This is a genomic window from Moheibacter sp., from assembly GCF_049672845.1.
In the GTDB taxonomy this organism is placed as follows: domain Bacteria; phylum Bacteroidota; class Bacteroidia; order Flavobacteriales; family Weeksellaceae; genus Moheibacter.
Genome location: NZ_JBATWT010000025.1, coordinates 1 through 16,748 on the forward strand (window position 1 = coordinate 1; position 16,748 = coordinate 16,748).

General features: G+C 32.1%; 15 protein-coding genes. 3 read left to right on the forward strand and 12 right to left on the reverse strand.

The window, feature by feature from the left end:
• Window positions 1-274: 274 nt before the first annotated feature.
• Both WBF63_RS11865 and WBF63_RS11870 read left to right on the forward strand, forming a co-directional pair.
• On the forward strand, window positions 275-2,182 hold the full coding sequence (locus WBF63_RS11865; RefSeq protein ID WP_424369940.1) for an HsdM family class I SAM-dependent methyltransferase: 1,908 nt from the start codon (window positions 275-277) through the stop codon (window positions 2,180-2,182).
• Between the two features lie 3 nt (window positions 2,183-2,185).
• Window positions 2,186-3,223 carry a restriction endonuclease subunit S gene (locus WBF63_RS11870; protein ID WP_424369941.1) on the forward strand — a complete coding sequence of 346 codons (1,038 nt, stop codon included), beginning with the start codon at window positions 2,186-2,188 and terminating at the stop codon, window positions 3,221-3,223.
• Between the two features lie 403 nt (window positions 3,224-3,626).
• Here the strand turns inward: WBF63_RS11870 and WBF63_RS11875 are convergent, their stop codons facing one another.
• From WBF63_RS11875 to WBF63_RS11885, 3 genes are all read right to left on the reverse strand, one after another.
• Window positions 3,627-5,462 (reverse strand): ATP-binding protein, encoded by a 1,836-nt coding sequence (locus WBF63_RS11875; protein WP_424369942.1) that lies wholly within the window; start codon window positions 5,460-5,462, stop codon window positions 3,627-3,629.
• 6 nt (window positions 5,463-5,468) lie between these two features.
• Complete coding sequence (locus WBF63_RS11880) at window positions 5,469-6,737, reverse strand: SIR2 family protein (RefSeq protein ID WP_424369943.1); 1,269 nt, start codon at window positions 6,735-6,737, stop codon at window positions 5,469-5,471.
• 124 nt (window positions 6,738-6,861) lie between these two features.
• A complete protein-coding gene (locus tag WBF63_RS11885; protein ID WP_424369944.1) occupies window positions 6,862-7,551 on the reverse strand; it encodes a hypothetical protein in 690 nt (229 codons plus the stop codon).
• Window positions 7,552-7,802: 251 nt separating this feature from the next.
• Here WBF63_RS11885 and WBF63_RS11890 point away from each other — a divergent pair, with 251 nt between their 5' ends.
• Complete coding sequence (locus WBF63_RS11890; RefSeq protein WP_424369945.1) at window positions 7,803-8,627, forward strand: hypothetical protein; 825 nt, start codon at window positions 7,803-7,805, stop codon at window positions 8,625-8,627.
• A gap of 19 nt (window positions 8,628-8,646) precedes the next feature.
• Here the strand turns inward: WBF63_RS11890 and WBF63_RS11895 are convergent, their stop codons facing one another.
• The 9 genes from WBF63_RS11895 to WBF63_RS11935 all read right to left on the reverse strand — a co-directional run bounded on the left by WBF63_RS11895 (window position 8,647) and on the right by WBF63_RS11935 (window position 16,721).
• A complete protein-coding gene (locus WBF63_RS11895; protein WP_424369946.1) occupies window positions 8,647-9,207 on the reverse strand; it encodes an SOS response-associated peptidase in 561 nt (186 codons plus the stop codon).
• Between the two features lies 1 nt (window position 9,208).
• Window positions 9,209-9,490 (reverse strand): hypothetical protein, encoded by a 282-nt coding sequence (locus WBF63_RS11900; RefSeq protein WP_424369947.1) that lies wholly within the window; start codon window positions 9,488-9,490, stop codon window positions 9,209-9,211.
• Window positions 9,451-9,885: a LexA family protein gene (locus WBF63_RS11905; protein WP_424369948.1), complete on the reverse strand. Its 435-nt coding sequence runs from the start codon at window positions 9,883-9,885 to the stop codon at window positions 9,451-9,453. The genes WBF63_RS11900 and WBF63_RS11905 overlap by 40 nt, the downstream gene beginning before the upstream one ends.
• A complete protein-coding gene (locus tag WBF63_RS11910; protein ID WP_424369949.1) occupies window positions 9,882-11,141 on the reverse strand; it encodes a Y-family DNA polymerase in 1,260 nt (419 codons plus the stop codon). Before WBF63_RS11910 ends, WBF63_RS11905 begins: the two co-directional genes overlap by 4 nt.
• Window positions 11,142-11,215: 74 nt before the next feature.
• On the reverse strand, window positions 11,216-11,560 hold the full coding sequence (locus WBF63_RS11915; protein ID WP_424369950.1) for a hypothetical protein: 345 nt from the start codon (window positions 11,558-11,560) through the stop codon (window positions 11,216-11,218).
• Window positions 11,557-11,937, reverse strand: a complete 381-nt coding sequence (locus WBF63_RS11920) for a very short patch repair endonuclease (protein WP_424369951.1) — start codon at window positions 11,935-11,937, stop codon at window positions 11,557-11,559. The genes WBF63_RS11915 and WBF63_RS11920 overlap by 4 nt, the downstream gene beginning before the upstream one ends.
• A gap of 40 nt (window positions 11,938-11,977) precedes the next feature.
• Window positions 11,978-13,339, reverse strand: coding sequence for a hypothetical protein (locus WBF63_RS11925; RefSeq protein WP_424369952.1), 1,362 nt, complete (start codon window positions 13,337-13,339; stop codon window positions 11,978-11,980).
• Between the two features lie 8 nt (window positions 13,340-13,347).
• Window positions 13,348-15,510 carry an ATP-binding protein gene (locus WBF63_RS11930; RefSeq protein WP_424369953.1) on the reverse strand — a complete coding sequence of 721 codons (2,163 nt, stop codon included), beginning with the start codon at window positions 15,508-15,510 and terminating at the stop codon, window positions 13,348-13,350.
• Entirely contained in the window at window positions 15,507-16,721 is a 1,215-nt protein-coding gene (locus WBF63_RS11935) for a DNA cytosine methyltransferase (protein ID WP_424369954.1), read from the reverse strand. Before WBF63_RS11935 ends, WBF63_RS11930 begins: the two co-directional genes overlap by 4 nt.
• Window positions 16,722-16,748: the final 27 nt, after the last annotated feature.

Below are 16,748 nucleotides of genomic sequence, written 5' to 3' on the forward strand. Positions count from 1 at the left end.
TTCATGCTCCTTGAGTACTTGGCTGATTTGTGTTTCTGTAAATCTTGACTTTTTCATCTCTAATAACAGTTTAAATTTATAAATTTTTATAATATTTTAAACTGTCGGAGTTTTTGGGGGATTTACAAGTGATTTAATCAATTTTTGCTTATTCATTAAATATTCGGATATTTGAGAGTTGGCAGCAAGGCTAACGGAATGACCGTGCTAAATTGAAGGTTCGGACTGAAAAACAAACCGTTTGACCGAGTTGCCGTAACGGGAAACGGCAAAAATGGCAAAAAAAGAAGTACTGACGGACTTTTGGGTTTACGAATTACTCAAAGAAGCAAACATAAATCTACATCCGCAAGGTAGCAACATAAAAGAAATTGATGACGCTTTAAAATCCGCTTCAAAAGCTGGAACCGGAAAAGTCGGTTTTCCTGAATATACAGGCGTTGTAAAAGATTTCGTTCTCATCATCGAAAACAAAGCAGATGTTTCCAATCACATCAAGCGAAACGACAAAGACGTAATTTGTAACGCTGTAACAAGCGTAAAAAATTATGCTGTAAACGGTGCTTTGTTCTACGGAAAACACATTGCAGAAAAGACATCGTACAAAAAAATAATTGCTTTCGGAGTTTCGGGGAACGAAAAGCGACACAAAATTTCGCCTATTTTTATTGACGAACGTGGTGGCTACAAAGAGTTGGAAGACGTTGAAACTTTTACACTTTTCAACGAAAAAAACATTGACGAATATTACACCATAAACATTCTCAAAGAGCAAACACCCGAAGAAAAAACTACGGAAGAAATTCTGAAAGATGCAAAAAGCCTACACGAAGATTTACGTAATTACGGAAGCATACAAGACAAAGACAAGCCGTTGATTGTATCTGGAATTTTGTTGGCTTTAAGGGAAATGGAATATAAAGGTTTCAGTATCGAAAGTTTAACAGGAGATGAAACCACAACAGACGGAGAAAAAATCTACGAAGCCATTGAGAAAAATCTCAAAAGAGCCAATGTTGCACCACAAGTAAAAAAAGACAAATTATTAAGCCAGTTTTTGGTAATCAAAGATACCAAAGCCATTAACGAAGTCAACGAGTATCTAAAGAAAACGCCCTTAAAACATTACACAGAATTTCTTTACGAAAATATTTACAAGAACATCAAACACATCAGTTCTTCCGAAGATTATTTAGGACGATTTTACGGAGAATTTATGTCATATTCTGGTGGAGACGGACAAAATTTAGGAATTGTATTGACACCAAAACACATAACCGAACTGTTTTGTGAATTAGCAGAGTTGAAAACAACGGACGTTGTTTTTGACCCTTGTTGCGGAACAGCCGGTTTTTTGATTGCTTCAATGCACGATATGTTGCAGAAAACTGATAATCCAAAACAACAGCAAGACATTAGAAAAAACCAATTACACGGTTTGGAATTACAACCGTATATGTTTACGATTGCGACAACCAATATGATTTTGCGAGGAGACGGAAAAAGCAACTTGGAACAGGAAGATTTTCTAAAACAAAATCCTGCACAATTACAGCTAAAAGGTTGCACGGTTGGAATGATGAACCCACCCTACTCTATGGGGAGCAAAAGCAATACGAGTTTATACGAAATCAATTTTACTGAACATTTGCTCAATTCCATAACACAAGACGGAAAAGTAATCGTAATTGTTCCACAATCTTCAATGACAGGAAAAACCAAAGAAGAACAAGCAATTAAAGAAAACATTTTAAAAAATCACACTTTGGAAGGTGTGATAACGCTGAATAAAAATACGTTTTACGGAGTTGGAACAAATCCGTGCATTGCTGTTTTTACCGCAGGAGTTCCACATTACAAAGACAAAGAAGTAAAATTTATCAACTTTGAAAAAGACGGTTTTGAAGTCCAAAAACATCGTGGACTTGTAGAAACCGTTCACGCAAAAGACAAAAAGCAACATTTGCTTGATGTTTGGTTTGACCGATTGGAAGCTGAAACCAAATTTTGTGTAAAAACTACAATAGAACCCGAAGATGAATGGTTACATTCGTTTTATTACTTCAATGACGAAATCCCAACCGAAGCCGACTTTGAAAAAACAATCGGAGATTTTTTGACGTTCGAGTTTTCGATGATTATGCAAGGTCGAGAATATCTGTTTGACAACGAAAAAAACTAAATTATGGAATTGACAAACAGAGTATGGAAAGAGTTTTTTATAGAAGACATTTTCAAAATAAAATCAGGAAAACGACTAACAAAAGCGGATATGGTTAGTGGTAACATTCCATTTATCGGAGCAACCGACTCTAACAATGGAATTACGGAATTTATAGCCAATAAAAATACTTCTTTAGACAAAAATGTACTTGGTGTAAATTACAACGGAAGTGTTGTTTATAATTTTTACCATTCTTACGAAGCTGTTTTTTCAGATGATGTAAAGCGATTGTCATTTAAAGAAATTGAAGGAAACAAATACACATTCCTTTTTGTAAAAGCGTTAATTCTTCAACAAAAATCTAAATACGAATATGGTTACAAATTCAATGGAGAAAGAATGAAACGCCAAAAAATATTACTTCCTATAAATTCAAAAGGCAAACCTGATTACGCTTTTATGGAAAACTATATGAAGCAAAAAGAAACGGAACTTTTAGAAAAGTACGAAAATTATGTTTCATTATCAGAGCAAAACATAAAACTAAATTCAGAAGTCGAGTGGAAAGAGTTTAAAATCGGAAATGTTTTTTCTGTATCAACTGGTGCACTTTTACCAAAAGACATTTTAAAAAAAGGAAAAATAGCACGGCTTACTGCAACAGATAACAACAATGGTATTTTTGAATTTTACGAACCTGTTAGTCACAAGAACTATCGAGAAATATCAAACTTTATTTCTATTTCATTTTTAGGTAGTGTTTTCTATCATCCATACAGAGCAAGTCTTGATATGAAGATACACGCTGTTCAAACTCCAAACCTTGAACTCAATAAATATATAGCTGAATTTTTAGTTTTTTGCTTCAAAAGAATGGCTTCCGTTTCTTCTTATGGAAACCAGTTATCAAGTACAGATTTACCAAAAAAGAAAATCTTGTTACCTATAAATAACAACGGACAACCCGACTTTATTTATATGGAAAACTATATGAAAGCATTAGAAACCAGAAAACTAAAACAATATTTACAGTACAAAAAACTGAAAACAACGAACTGAAAAAGAAGCCCAGCTGCCAACAAGGGTAATAACAATGTAAGAAATAATTGTTTTAGTTTCATTTTTAAAATTAGTAATTTTGGTATGCCCGATTCTAAAAATGTTGAAAAGTAAAATTCAATTGTTTATATTTTTTCCTAACATGATATTCCATAATCTATTACATGCCATAATTTAGTGTTTATTAATTTAATTTTTAAAATATGGGAATTAAACCTGGACCAAAACGGATAGCAGACTCAACGGGTAAGCCGGACAGACGGCAACGTGATAATAAAGACACACCTAAAAATACGCCATCACTAAAACCACATAAGCATAAGAAAGGAGTTTAGATGAAGTCATTAGCACTATAAACAAAATTATTAAATATTTTAATTGGTATATTATAGCTTATTACGTCCTAATCATACCAAAAATCTGTTAATTTGATTGTTTTATTATCTGGTTCGTTTTCATCTGGGACACTGCCTATATCAACCATTACTGGTACTTGTGCAGATAACCCTGCCAAAATACAAGTTCCTGTTGGCAGAATAGGTAAAGACTCAAATGAAAGTTTGTCTAAATACGATACTGTTCTTTCAACTGCCTTAATATCGTTATTATTGATTAACCTATGTAAAAAGAAATTATGTAGCTGCGAAATAATCGTTGCTGAAATATCTGAGGGTCTTTGACTTGCGATAGTAAGGAATACTCCAAATTTTCTTCCCTCTTTGATTATTTCCTCAAACGTTTCAAGTCTATAATCTTTCCAAGTTTCGCTTTCTCTTTGTGAAAGTGCAGAAAGGATATTATGAGCCTCATCAACTATAATATTCAAAGACTTAGTTTTATCATTTTCAGACTTTTTTTCTTCATAAAGTTGCTTACAGATTAGTAACGGTAAAACCTTTCTAATGCTAATATGTACATCCCTAAGCGAAATTACTTGAATATTTTTATCTATTTCTTCCCCTTGTACAACTACAACTTTTTTAATATCACTTATCCTATTATCGAGCCTTTTCATCAATGGCGACAAATGTTCTTTATTTGAATGCCCTCTCACTATTTCTGTATAATAGGTCAGTATTATTTTAAATCTAATTAGTGAGAGTTCATCATCTAAATTGAAACTTAACCCATTTACCATTGGATTAATTACATCTGTTGCATTAGACATTTCGTGTTTAACATTATTGTCTGTATTTCTCAAATAAAATCCACCACCATTATAAGTGCTTAGATTATCTTGAACCCAATTAATCAGTTCTAAAATATTATCCTCATTAGATATTAACGGTTTGAGTTCCCATAAAAAATTAGTAATTGCTTTTACACCTAACTCCTTATCGCCTTTAGTCAATATTTCCTCTAAAATTTCATTGATTGTATTTTGAATATCTATATCATCTAAATCTTTTCTTAATGCTCTTTTCAGAAATGGCTTTTGGGTCTTTTCTGTCGCTTCCAGAATAATTGACCAAAAATCTAAATCATTTATAGACTTTTTAGAAATAGGATACTGGTCTTTAGGGTTTTTGCCTGTACTTAACTCGTATAGCTCTTTGTTATCTTCATCAATAATTATATCCTTACCATATTTATTTTCAATGTATTCGCCATTAAAATCTATAAAAATGAATTGAGAATTATTCTTGAAATTTTGGTATTTCAAAAGTTCCGAAAACAACTCATTATAAATCTTTGCAAGAGTATAAGATTTTCCGCTTCCAGTATTTCCAAAAATACCGATATGGCTTGCGAACAAATCATTTATTCCTATTCGTATAGGTTGGATATTTTCGTGAGTAAGTTTACCAATCGTCAAAGGCTTGTCCGAACTCTTTACAAAATCGTGTACCGCTTCAAACTCATCTCTATCTAATAAAAAACATTCGTTGTTGATGAGTGGCAACTCCTTTATTCCTCTTTCAAAATCTTTTTTACCAAAAAATCCTAGTAGGCTAATTTGTAGAATACGCTTAATTTTTTGCTTCTCGCTTTTGTACTCTTTATCAACGAATTGTTTATCCTCAACAATAAATTCTCCCTCTACTTTCCCAATAATTTTGGTAAACCCTTTTGTGATTTTGATATAACTATTTACGGCAATGTTTCGCAGTAAATCTCCATTGTAAAGTATGTGAGCACTATTTTTAGTTTTATCTACTTCAACCTTAATGGTTCTGCCCTCAACCGAAACAACTTTACCAACCCTAAAGATTGAGTCTTTCTGCAATAACTCTTTCATTGCTTATTATTTTTTTCGGTTATTACTTTTTCTCACTTCTTCCAAAAGCGGAATAAGTATTTGGATATTAAATTTTTGCAAACCAAAATATTCCTCTGGGGCTAATATTTCTAAATTATGATAAGGTCTATTCTCTAAATAATCATTTAGATTTTGAGTATCACTTTCTTTGAATGCCACAAAAAACACCTTCAAGGTCGGATTTGATTTTAAGGCTCTAATTGTAATTTCTCTTATATGTTCATCTGCCATTGAGAAGCCCATTACAAACAAGACTGTGTTTTCTTTTTCTAATTCATTGGCATACAATCTTAGCATCTCATAATAAGTCTTATTAAAGGTTGTATCCTTGAATTTTTCTTTAGTAGGGTTTATAATTTGTAGCTTCTCATATAGTTCTTGAAATTCAGATAAATCTGGTATATCGTTAAAATCTTCTGCCAGTCCTATAATATCATTTAGCGTTAAATCTTTTTCTTCCTTTTCCCACTTCTCTTTATAATGCCTGTTTATTTCAATAAACTCTAATTCTTCTTTGTTTATAAGTTTGACTATATTTTTAAGTATTTCCAAGCATGAAAACTGGATATTCTCACTTTTCATTTTCCAAGTTACAGAGCCGTGAACCTTTAGCAAGTTGAAAACTGGGATTTCTGAAATGTTATCGTACTGGAGACTTTTTTGATAAAACGACTTTTTGAAATTACTTAAACTAAACTTCTTTTTGAAAATACCATTGAACCCATCGTTAAAATGTAAGTCTAAATGTTCTAACGTCTTTTCAATAAATATATCAATGTTGGTAGTAAACAAATTTACTTGCTTAGATACCGTATTACTTCTTCTTTCGTATAAGATATGGTTTAGGGTGTTCAGAAACTCTTTATAGCTTAAAAACGTGTTATTTAGCTTTTTGGTGTTCTTCTCTTCTGGGGTATCAGTATCATCTATTTCCAGATATTCTGTAACTTCATTTTCAAAATTTAGAATATCTAAATTTCCCTGCATTGCTACTTCAAAGTAAGCATTATACAAAGAGGCTTTAATAAACTTATATTGCTCATCACTTATTGACAAGTCTTTTGCTTCTTCTAAATTAGTTAGCCATTCTTCAATTTTACCCAATGTTCCAAAAAAAGGAGTGGACAAACCCGATCCAATCAAAAAATTTATGTTGCAATCTTGAAATACAAATTTGATATGATTTTTATTATTCTCATCTGCCAAATATCCTGTTGGCTCTTCTGGTTTTATTTCTTCGGGTCTTTTTGGCATATTTTGATATTTATTTCTTTACACGGCTTTATTAGAAATTATTTAATTGGCTTTTGAAAGTCACAAAAAATTCTAATGACGCCATTTCATCGCTTCACTTAATGAGGGTTTCATTAATATTATTTTACAGCTTATTAATTTCCTCTAATGTTTCTTCAATTAAATGCACGATATTGCCACTTTGTAAGTCTGAATATGTGATTTTTTGACCATTAAATGTATCAACTGCTGAGCAATAATCAGGTGCAATTTGGTAGTGCTCCGAATAGTTTTTATGAAGAAATCGAAATAGCATTTCGCTGAACATACCTAATTCAGGTTTTTTGAAGCCTTCTTTCAGGGGAATTAACCAAATAGCACCAATTTCTTTTTTACCTTTTCTTTCAAAGAAAAATATAATTTGAGGCTCCACAACAATGGGAAATTGCTTCAACATAATCGTTGTTTGCCCGCCAGAATTTTTTTCTATTTTATAATCTTTTAGTGGTAAAAGCTCTCGATAATTAAAATCTTTGAATGAAGTTAATATATCTATATTTCTTTGATGCATTAACTTAGAACGTTTATTATCTGTTGCTTGCATACGGTCGGAGAGATCGAGAATTTTGTCATCAATTAAGTCAATATTATCTTGTTTTATTACTTGATAAATACAACTAGTACTAGTAATCCAATAATCACCACCGCTTTCGTCATCAGATTCTTTTTTCTCTTTTGGGAGGCGTGTTTTTAGCTTGTGTGCAAAGTTTCTTTTACCTCTTTCAGTTGATTTTCTACGAAATTCAACCAATTCCTTTACCTTGATTTTCTGCATAGTTTGGTAGTTGAATAATTTTATTTGTTTAATAGAGTGATCCAAAAATAGTAAATTTAAATGGAATGTAATGTTGATTCTCTTATTATGAAATACATAACTGGCATTATAACAGATTTTTTCTATTATTTAATATTGTTTTTAGAGAGTAGTTCTTTAGGGGATTTGACTATGATTTAGAATAATCACCTAATTCATATTTTCAAAAGATGATATATTTTATTATTTTTCATTCCTGAAATCTCATCTCTATGAAACTAATCAAACCCCATTTTATATCTGCAGAAATCTTAACGCTAATTGAGGAAGCTGAGGAGAAAGTCATAATCGTTTCACCTTATTGTCGATTTCAAAAATGGCACAAACTAAAAGATCGATTGTATTCTTTGGCAAACCGAGGTGTTGCTACTGAATTTTACATTAGAGAAGGTGAATCTGCTACTTTTGAAGAAGTTTATTCTCTGGGAATTTCACCGGTGGAGGTAAAAGGTCTTCATTGTAAAATTTATATGAATGAAAAGTATGCCATTGTATCTTCAATGAATCTCTTGTTGTCGTCTGAAATCGCCTCGATTGAAATTGCCTATAAAACTGAGAATAAAGAAGAATATCTTGAATTAGTGGAATATGTAAATAGCTATATAAGAAAGGAGGAATATGGTGGTACAAGTCCACATCATTCTTTGGCTGATATTTTATTCCAAAAGGGAATTCAGGTGAAAGAAGATAATGGTGGATTATTCTTACGAAGCAGGCGAAATAGGTATGATGCATTCATTGAGCATCTTCCTAATGGCAAGAATTATTTGATAATTAATGGTATTGTTTCGCTGAAGGAGTTTGAATATTCACTTGACAAAGTAGAGGAATTGGAGAATAATACGGGTCTTTATATTAAACGCATTCCCGGGTATGGTAATCTTTATGACCAAATCAGCGGAACAAAAAGCATTTTGAGTAAAAGCCTTTACCAGCCAATTCATTCCGAAATTGATTCTTTGACGGAGTGTATTTTAGAATTTATTGAGAATATTGAAAGACTAAAGGATTCAGTGAATATAAGATTTGAAAAATGAAAGCTTTATATTTTATTAGTCAAACCTCAACCCCAATAAAATCCCAATCCGGTTCTACAGGAACTTTATAAATCCAGTCATTCATCTTTTCATCAGAATGGAAAGCAATGGGCATCCTCAACTTTGAATTATGAATTTCTCTCATGATACCTTTTGCTTCGGTGGTGACTATGGTGTAATAGGTGGTATTATTTTCAACCTTGTAGATACCTCCAAGGCAGAATAAATCTCCACCAAACCCAACTTCATACTTAATCTTGTTTTTACCCTCATGTCGCCAATCATAAAACCCATCCACAATAACTAAACATCTGTTGTCTGAATAATCTTTGAATGATTTCAAGATATCAAGTGTTTCAATTTTGGCATTGAGTAAAGGCGCTGGTTGCCATGAAGCAGGAAAGCCCCATTGTACCATATTGATATGTTCCACATCATTATTCAGAATAACGGGAGTAATGGGTTTTGCAAAACCATTGAAATGATTTGAAGGCTCAAATAAATCCAAGTTTAAAATCTCCTTTTTAAAACGCTTTTGAACGGACTGAGCATCTTTGGTTTGTTTTGTATGATAACACATCTTATGGAATTATTTCTTTGATTATTGCTATGTAAAAATCATTTTGTGAGCCTTTGACTATCTTCCACTCTTCACCACCTCCGTCATAAAAAACTTTCAGTGCTTTTAATTCTTCAGAAAATTCCAATCTTTCAAATTCGGGATAATCATCAATCAATTCTGTTTTCTCAAATAGATTGGCTAAATCAACAACATAATAATTGTTTTCTTCTTCAAAATGAGAGAAGATAACAAAAAGCTCAATTATATTACTTTCTTCACTATGTAGGTTACAATCCCCCATATTATAAAGGTGTTTTCTTCAGTGATTTTGATGGGCTTTAAGTCCTTGTTGTAGGGCAAAAGCCATGCTCCATCTGTAGTCACCTTAACTCTCTTTACTGTAAAATCTCCATCTACAAAGCAAACCGCAATTTTATTATCCGTAGGCTCAAGACTTCTATCAATCACCAGAATATCTCCTTCATCAAATCCGGCATCTATCATGGATGTACCTTTCAGGCTTGCATAGAAAGTAGCGTCTTTATTTTTCACTACATATTTATCCAGACTGATTTTATCTTCCTGAAAATCATCAGCCGGACTGGGAAATCCTGCGGAAATTGAACTTGAAGCTAAGGGGATTTCAATTATGTTTGAATCATCCGGAATAAAAAATTCTAATACTTCTGATTTCATGCTTTCACTTTTATAACGTCGTTTATATCTGTGGTATAATTTGGTGACAGTTTTTCCCTTCTCATCTTCCAGGTTCTGACGGGATCCTGCGATGCTAACTTAAGCTTTTTTGATCCAATCTTTTTATTCAATCTATCAATTGTAGCCATCAACTCTTTGTGATTCGGATTTTCATTTGTAAAAAGATTAATCTGATAATCTTTTGACGGTGTTATTCCACCAACTATCACGCCCGCTTTTTTGTACGCAAAACCCTCTTTGAAAATAGCTTCCAATCCGTTTCTCGCATATTGGGAAAGGGTAATGGACGAGTTGGACGGATAGGGAAGTTTTACGATGATGTTTCGGGAATACTGTGGTAAATCTTCTCGAAATGGATTGGTATGAATAAAAACCATCAGATGATTACAATGTGAATTTTGCCTTCTCAATTTTTCTGCACACATGGAAGAATAAGTGGAAACTCTTTCTTTCAACTCCGATAAATCGGAAATCATTTTGTCAAAACTGCGAGTAGTTGCAATGTTTTTTTTGGGTTGAATTTCTTCAAGTTGCAAAACCGATTTGCCTTCCAATTCGTTTTTTAATCTCAATCCCACTACCGAGAACTGCGTACGAACAAACTCATCCGGTAATTGTGTGAATTGATAAGCATTATGCACACCGATCGCTTGCAGCTTTTTAGAAATTCTGCGACCAATTCCCCAAACATCCGAAATCTCAGTCCACTTCAAAGCTTTAATACGTTTTTCTTCTGTATCAATAGAATATACCGAATTGGTATGTTCTGGAAATTTCTTTGCGATTTTATTGGCAATTTTCGCCAAAGCTTTGGTTTCGGCCAGTCCAATGGACACGGGAATTCCTATCCATTTCAAAATCCGACCACGCATTTCTAAGCCAATTTTATTTAGGTCAAATAATTCAAAACCTTTGAATTGTAGAAAACTTTCATCAATCGAATAAACTTCTAAATCAGGAGTGAACTGTCTTAAAATATTAACCATTCTATTACTCATATCCCCATATAAAGCATAGTTAGAAGACTTCACCACCACATTATTTTGGTCAAATAATTTCTGGTATTCAAAAGCTGGTGCACCCATTGGAATTCCCAATAGTTTGGCTTCATTGCTTCTGGCTATAACACATCCATCATTATTGCTCAAAACCACTAAGGGCTTATTATTCAGAGCAGGATTAAATACCCTTTCACAGGAGGCATAAAAATTATTACCATCTACAAGTGCAAACATTTTACAAAGTTAGGAACGGTAAACGTTAAAATCTGTCGTTGTTGAAAACTAATCTCTTAGAATTTAAGATTTACTTAGAAAGAATATTCATAGATACAGGACATTTTAGCATATATGCTTTCAATATTACTAAATTTCTTTTCACAATCAGAACAGAAATAATAATCAACAATTCCATCGATCTTATTGTTAGAAATCAGATCATCTGTTACTTCTCCAAAAACCTCTTCCAGTTTTTCAGGTTGAATTAATCTTCCAAAGTATGTTGAAGTAGTTGTATCTCCTAAAATAAATCCAAGCTCCTTATCTCTTCCTTTCTGATTATCATCATTGTCAATTCTCTTTATCAAAAAGTGAGGAACAATGTGGGATCCTGTTTTATCAGGTTCATTTTCTTTGCATAATAAACACTTTTTCATGATTTATTATGAATTTCAGCAACTACAGTCTCCATGCATTTGTCGAGATTGTTTTTTATTTCTTTACTCCAAAATCTTAATACTATCCAACCGATATTGTTCAGATATTGGTTTACCTCTATATCGCGTTCTATATTTCTGCTTATTTTTTTGTGCCAGAATTCCTGATTGGATTTTATTCTGAATTTTTCTGTTTCCCAGTCTTTACCGTGAAAAAACTCGCTATCGACAAAAACAGCCACTTTATATTTTTTGAAAACTAAATCTGGTTTGCCAAAAACTGATTTGTCATTTTTACGATATCTATATCCTGAGTGCCATAATGCTTTTGCCAGACGAACTTCATCCTTAGTTCCTATAGTTTTGATAGCACGCATATTTTTTTGAGCGTTGTTCAGGTGTATGGATATCCATATTTTATAAACTTGTTATGCCAATTCTTGATATATGACTTGCATATTTATTACCTAACATATCCATTATTTCTTTTTTTAAGATAAATAACGGGTTACCAAATCGTGTATCATTTTCAAAAGCTCCAAATACATAATTAATATTTAACCATATATTATGATTTATATCATTATGCTGAAAACAACAACCTCCTAAGTGGTAACTACTTTCACTTCTTCTCGTTTTATTCAGAAATGTATCAATCTCAAAATGATCCGTGACAACACCTAAAATGTACTTATTAATTCTGTTCTTTTTATTTGAATAATCACAAGCCGCACTAAATTCTAATGCAATCATTTTTGAATTATTTCTTAATGCTTTTCTTTTAGCTTTATCATCTATAGGCACTAAATCATTGAACCAAACATCATAATTATTAATACCGAAAGAAGCGATTAAGTCAGAATTTGTTTTATCAATTTCAATTAAACATCCACGAGTATCTTTGGTCTGCTCATTATATTCTTCTATGTGATAAAGAGCATTAACTTTATGTTGAATGTTTATATCTGGACTTACAATCTCATTAGGTTTTTTAGCCTTATGTAACTGAGCTACAATATCATTCCAATTGACATTACTTTCGCTGTTGAGAAATTCATAATTTAATATAGGAAGCAAACCTTCATAAATAGCTTTTTTAGAATTTTCTCTTGCGTGTTCAAAACCAAGAGTTGAAGCTGCAATTTTAGATAAAACTTTGTCTAAGTTTTCGAAAAGCTGTTGGCTTTCTCCCCACACATCATTTTTTGGCAGAATATTATAAATTCTGTCTAAAGTATTTTCTCCTGAGTTTTTAGAATTTTCTTCAAAATCAAATAAGAACTTAATTTTTTCATTACCATTCAGTAACTCTAATACTCTATCTGATAAGTTGACCTGTTCTCCGTTTCCATCTACAAATGGGGTTTTGTCTATACAATCAATAAGAATGGGGGATGCTGTATCTGTAAAACCTCTGTTAGGGTCTCTCATATATAGTTTAAAGGCTTCTACAATTCTACTGTTTGCTGTCCAAAAAATTAAGATATAAGGTCCATTATCTTTTGATATATACTGATTAATTGCATTACCTAAATCATTGAATACCGCTGTGTTGTTTTCAAGAATCTGATTATCAGTGTCATAATTTGCATCTACAGCTTTTTCTGTAAGATTAATATCAAAAAAAGCTATTCTTACTTTTTCAAGTGGTTCATCGTATTCCAGATCATAATGAAAAGTTCTACAACCTAAACCATTTTCAAAGAACGATTTTCCTAATATTTCCAGCTGTCCGGGAATGTTATCTACGATTATAATTTTGTTTTGTTTTTCCAGCATACTTTTAACTATTTAGGGAATACTAATGCGATACAGGCTCCATTATATACCTGAGAAATATCTAAATCTGAATTGTCAGGGAAAAGTAATTTCCCACCAATCATATTCATTACTAAATCGGCAAAATATAATCCGAGCCCCATTCCTCCTTCTTTTTTGGTTTTAAACGGTTGAGTGAGATATTCTGGTTCTGAAGAAAATCCTGGACCATTATCTGCAATAATAATAGCAGGTCCTTCAAATGTAAATAAATCTGTTCCTACATAAATCGCAGGCTTATATTTTCCATCCACATTTTTAATAAAGTCCGATTGGGTTCGTGTCCAGTATATTGCATTATCTATTAAATTAGAAATAGCGGAAATAAGAAGATTTGTAGGCACCTTAAAATTAAAATCTTCATTTTCACCTGTTAAAACCGGAGATGAAAAAATTATTTTATGGAAATTGAATCGATTATTATTTCTTCTTTTGGCTATTTCTATTACCTTTTTAGCAGAAGACAATGAACTTTTATTTTGTCTTAATATAGGAGACAGACTTTCCAGTATCTGGATTAGGTTTCTCACCTTGTCTTTGACTTCCTCAATATCTACATTATTAGAATTTAGATCTGCATTAATAAATCTAATCTCTCTGTCTACTTCGTGAAAAGCTACGCCTAAATTTAAACCTGTCATACCTGAATTTACCATAATATCCCGCATTTCAGTATAATCCTTATCAACACGAATAAGTAATGGTTTTAATTCTTTTTCAAGGTTTTTGTCCTTAATCTTGTTTTCCAGTTCCTTTATGGTTTCTCCAAAACCAACTTTTTTAACAGGACGTGTTTCTTCTAAAAATGCTTCAACCAAATCTTTATCATTTCCTGCTTCTCTTTCAAAGAAATTAAAAGCTTCTTTTACTAATAACTGAAATCTATTAAACTCAGAATTGTCTATAAAACCTTCACGGTTTGTTTTTTCAATCAAACCATCATTACTTGATTTTAAATCAAGTTCTACTGCTCCAATTGTAACTTTTTTTCCAAAATGATCGCCTGCTCTTTGAATTTTGTCCAAATCAAGTCCTAACCAATCATCGTACTGTTCGCCGTAATTGTAAACTCTTATATTATCCCGAAATATTTTAACTCCTGAATTGTCTTTAATAAATTGTTTAACAGCATTTATTTGTCCTCCAAAATTCATCTTCAACAGAATAGAACTTTGATTGAACACATAGAATTTACCTTTAATAGTACCGATATCAGATAAATCTTTATTTCTTAAGAACCTGTTATACTCTTCTTCACCATCAAGATCTTTATATAATTCACCGATATGAAAATTTAAAGTATCGGTATTCCGAGAGGTTCTCTTCGAAATATTTGTTTGGGGTGGAGGATTAAAAGAATATCTCCATAAAAACTTAGCAAAACTTTCAGGATTACTATCGCTGGCTTTAATTTTAAATCCAAATTGATACAGACTATCTTTAAGGATATCATTACTATTGGTAACTTCACTTATCCATTCCTGGTGAAAATCGTTCGCTTTAATTTTTATGTTAAAATTTGGGTTAGGGGAAAAAGGATTTTTTATATTATCAATTTTTCTTACCAAATCTTTTAACGCTTTTTTAGTCCATTTTTTAGTGGTTAGTTTATCTAAAATAATTCGGGTTCCCTTTCCTTTTTTAAACAATTGGTCTGCTACAGTTTCTACACTTACTTCTAAATCCTGAATATATTCTTTTGAAGCAATCAGTTTCACCCAATCAATGGTTAGACGGCTTGAAAACATTTCTCCTTCTGCTTGTGTTTCCAAAGTGATTCTTTTAGCCAGTTTATGTACAGCTAATCTCCCGACTCCCTTATTTCCAAAAGAAACTCTTTTAAATTTTTTACTTTCTTTTCTATTTTTACCTCTCTTGAAGTCAGTACCAATGGTTAGCCATACATCCTGTATGACTTTATTTGTCATTCCGTGCCCATCATCTTCAATAATTATTTGCTGATCTGACTGATTAAGATTTATAAATTCTACTGTTACTTCTTCTGCATCTGCATCATAAGCATTTTTAACCAACTCAAAAATAGCAAGACTATCACTACCAATCAGCTCGTCTCCTAAAAGACTTAAAATATGACTTTTAGCTTTTATATTATGTTTGTTAATATTACTCATAATAATTCTTTCATTTTTTTAGCAATAGCATAAGCCATTAGTGGTGGTACTGCATTACCTATTTGTTTAAATGCTGCTGAACGTGAACCTTCAAAATAGAAATCATCGGGAAAAGATTGTAATCTTGCAGCTTCTCTTACAGAGATGGAACGGCATTGCTCTTCGTCTGGATGTATATAATAATGTCCGTCTTTTGCAATATGTGCTACTACTGTATGCGAAACACCTGTCCCATTAACTACCTTAAATCTATCAATAAATGAAGATTCATTTTTGTGTGTTTTAAGTTTTTCCGGTAAGTCAGGATATTTCAATCTTATCTTTTCATTATTCCATTTCTGAATAGCTGTTTTGTATATTGCCAAATCTCTTTCATTATGGGGACGTGATATATGCTGTGTAACAAAATCAACTGCGTTCCTGAGTTCAAACTTTTCGAGATATTTATTTTTTAATTCCTTGTAGTTTATAGAATGGTGACCTTCACCTGGTTTTAATTCCGGTAAATCTTCGAAGGCATCGTTAACAGTATATTTTTTATCTACTTTCTGAAAATCCGGAAAGCCAAAATCGTTTTCCTTTTTCCAGCCTATGATGATTATTCTTTTTCGAGCCTGAACTACCCCGTAGTCTGAAGCATCCAGTTTATCATGGTAAACCTCATATCCGAGTTTTCTGAAATACGCTTTTAAATGTTTAAAATGCTGTCCCTTATTTGCACTGAGAATTCCCGGAACATTTTCAAAAACAAATGCTTTAGGACTAAATTTCTTTAAAAATCTGCCGTATTGTATGTATAGTTTATTTCTTGGATCGTTTTCAATATTCTCCTGAAATCTTCCCAAAAGAGAATATGCCTGACATGGTGGACCTCCAATTATTAAATCAATCGTTTTGTTTTTTTCATTTATTCTTTTGAAAATGTCTTTGATTGAATTATCATTTATCTCAACATTGATTACTGAATTCAGAATATCATCAGGAATTTTTTTGTAAAACTCTTCACGTGTTATTTCTTTTTTTAAATAACTATAGTATAAATCTAATTTGTTTTCTGATTTAAGGAAGTGATAAGCTGATCTGGTTTTTATTGTATAGCAGGCTTCTTCATTCATCTCAATGTGAGCGACAGGATTAAATCCTGCTTTAGTGAATCCCTCCGACATTCCTGAAGCTCCTGCAAATAAATCAATAAAACAAAAATCTCTCATAATTGACTTTAAAAAATAATCAAATAT